Genomic DNA, 3,188 nt, shown 5'->3' with positions numbered 1-3,188 from the left:
AGCATTACTGGAAGAGTCCGGTAACGAGTTCATTGACATATTGGTAAAGTAGAAGAGAAAAGAAATAGAAGTCGCGCAAGCGAATTAAGGGCGCATGGGGGATACCTAGGCTCTCAGAGGCGATGAAGGACGTGATAAGCTGCGAAAAGCTACGGGGAGCAGCACATATGCATTGATCCGTAGATATCCGAATGGGGCAACCCAGTGTAGTGAAGCTACATTACCCTACGGGGGGCAAACGCGGGGAACTGAAACATCTAAGTACCCGCAGGAGAAGAAAATAACAATGATTCCGTAAGTAGTGGCGAGCGAACACGGAAGAGCCCAAACCAGCCTGGTTACGGCCAAGCTGGGGTTGTAGGACTCACCAAGTGGATAAATAGCGAACTGGAATGGTCTGGGAAGGCCAATCGAAGAGGGTGAGAATCCCGTACAGGCAGTGAGTTTATCTGAGTGAGTATCCTGAGTAAGTGGGGACCGGTGGAATCCCCTCTGAATCCGGCGGCACCATCCGCCAAGGCTAAATACTCCTGAGAGACCGATAGTGAACGAGTACCGTGAGGGAAAGGTGAAAAGTACCGCGAGCAGCGGGGTGAAATAGAACTTGAAACCATGCGCTTACAAGCGGTCGGAGCCTGTAATGGGTGACGGCGTGCCTTTTGCATAATGAGCCTACGAGTTACGGTTACTGGCAAGGTTAATGTTTAAAGAACAGGAGCCGAAGCGAAAGCGAGTCTGAATAGGGCGATTAGTCAGTGGCTGTAGACGCGAAACTTTGTGATCTACCCATGACCAGGTTGAAGCGCTGGTAACACATCGTGGAGGACCGAACCGGTAAACGTTGAAAAGTTTTCGGATGAGTTGTGGGTAGGGGTGAAAGGCCAATCAAACTGAGAAATAGCTCGTACTCCCCGAAATGTTTTTAGGAACAGCGTCGTGGTTGAGTCATGTTCAGGTAGAGCTACTGATAGGACTAGGGGGAGTCAAATCCTACCAAATTCTGACAAACTCCGAATGGGGCATGATATACACGGCAGTGAGGGCTGGGGTGCTAAGGTCCCAGTCCGAGAGGGGAACAACCCAGAGCATCAGCTAAGGTCCCAAAATATATGCTAAGTTGAACTAAGGGGGTCCGACTGCAGAGACAGCCAGGATGTTAGCTTGGAAGCAGCTATACATTTAAAGAGTGCGTAACAGCTCACTGGTCGAGCGGGGCGGGCATCGATAATAAACGGGCATCAAGCATATTACCGAAGCTATGCGATAGTAGTAATACAATCGGTAGGGGAGCATTCCCACAGGGGTGAAGGTGCAGCGTGAGCTGTGCTGGACTGGTGGGAAAAGCAAATGTAGGCATAAGTAACGATAATGCGGATGAGAAATCCGCACACCGAAAGACTAAGGATTCCTCCGCTATGCTAATCAACGGAGGGTTAGGCGGGGCCTAAGGACTAGCCGACAGGCGACTTCCGATGGACAGCAGGTTAATATTCCTGCCCCTGCATGCAGTGTGAAGAAGTGACGGAGTATCGTGGATGGTACGTACTGACGGAATAGTGCGTTGAGCGGAGCCTACGGGCGAAGCGAATCATCGAAGACGCTTCCAAGAAAAGCTTTTGAAACATCAGCTGTATGCAGCCCGTACCGTAAACCGACACAGGTAGTCGAGAAGAATATTCTAAGGTGCTCGAGTGAATCACGGCTAAGGAACTCGGCAAATTAACCCTGTAACTTCGGGAGAAGGGGAGCCTCCTCAGAAATGAGAGGCCGCAGAGAAATGGCCCAGGCGACTGTTTAGCAAAAACACAGGGCTCTGCCAAAACGAAAGTTGACGTATAGGGCCTGACACCTGCCCGGTGCTGGAAGGTTAAGAGGGGATGTCATCGCAAGAGAAGCATTGAATCGAAGCCCCAGTAAACGGCGGCCGTAACTATAACGGTCCTAAGGTAGCGAAATTCCTTGTCGGGTAAGTTCCGACCTGCACGAATGGTGTAACGATCTGGGCACTGTCTCGGCCGTGAGCTCGGTGAAATTGTAGTAGCGGTGAAGATGCCGCTTACCCGCCACGGGACGGAAAGACCCCGTGCACCTTTACTATAGCTTTGCATTGTTTTCGGGTCAGGGATGTGTAGGATAGGTGGGAGGCTGTGAGCCGGTGTCGCCAGGCATCGGGGAGCCAACGTTGAAATACCACCCTTCGCTGGCCTGGGATCTAATCCGACTAAGTCGGAGACCGTGCATGGTGGGTAGTTTGACTGGGGTGGTCGCCTCCAAAAGTGTAACGGAGGCTTCCAAAGGTCTGCTCAACACGCTTGGTAACCGTGTGTGGAGTGCAATAGTACAAGCAGGCTTGACTGCGAGACCGACGGGTCGAGCAGGTGGGAAACCAGGGTATAGTGATCCGGTGGTTCTGTATGGAAGGGCCATCGCTCAAAGGATAAAAGGTACGCCGGGGATAACAGGCTGATCTCCCCCAAGAGCTCACATCGACGGGGAGGTTTGGCACCTCGATGTCGGCTCGTCACATCCTGGGGCTGGAGAAGGTCCCAAGGGTTCGGCTGTTCGCCGATTAAAGTGGCACGCGAGCTGGGTTCAGAACGTCGTGAGACAGTTCGGTCCCTATCTGTGGTGGGCGTAGGAAGATTGACGGGGGCTGACCTTAGTACGAGAGGACCGGGTTGGACCCACCGCTGGTGAGCCGGTTGTTACGCCAGTAGCATGGCCGGGTAGCTATGTGGGGAATAGATAAGCGCTGAAAGCATCTAAGTGCGAAACTAGCCCGAAGATGAATCTTCCACATAAGGGTCGTTGTAGACTACGACGTTGATAGGCTGCAGGTATACGTGTAGAAACACATTCAGCTGAGCAGTACTAATTACCCAACAGCTTGCACATTTAATCTTCTTTCCTATCTCTTCTACTTCCAATATGACATGAAATGGAGTTAAAAGTCCATGAGTTCAAAGTTAATGAGTAAAGACTCATAGACTCTCAACTCATCAACTCTAAACTTCTAACTCAAAGACCTTGTTGGTGACTATTGGCCTGGTGTTCACCTCTTCCCATCCCGAACAGAGAAGTTAAGCCCAGAACCGCCGATGATACTTGGATCAAACCTGGTAAAGTAGGTAGTCGCCACAATACCATAGCAATTAAAAGCCCCGCAGAAATGTGGGGCTTTTTTTGTG

At 51.1% G+C, this 3,188-nt stretch carries 2 rRNA genes; both read left to right on the top strand.

The features are described from left to right. Positions 1-73: 73 nt before the first annotated feature. Positions 74-2,895 (top strand): 23S ribosomal RNA (locus AC1XTG_RS25520). Between the two features lie 134 nt (positions 2,896-3,029). Then, positions 3,030-3,141, top strand: a 5S ribosomal RNA gene (gene rrf / locus AC1XTG_RS25515). The last annotated feature ends 47 nt before the right edge of the window (positions 3,142-3,188 follow it).

The sequence above is a fragment of the Dyadobacter sp. HNCC25DJ183 genome, from assembly GCF_056895175.1.
Note: the sequence above shows the minus strand (reverse complement) of the source record. Positions and strands in the feature narration are given on the sequence as shown.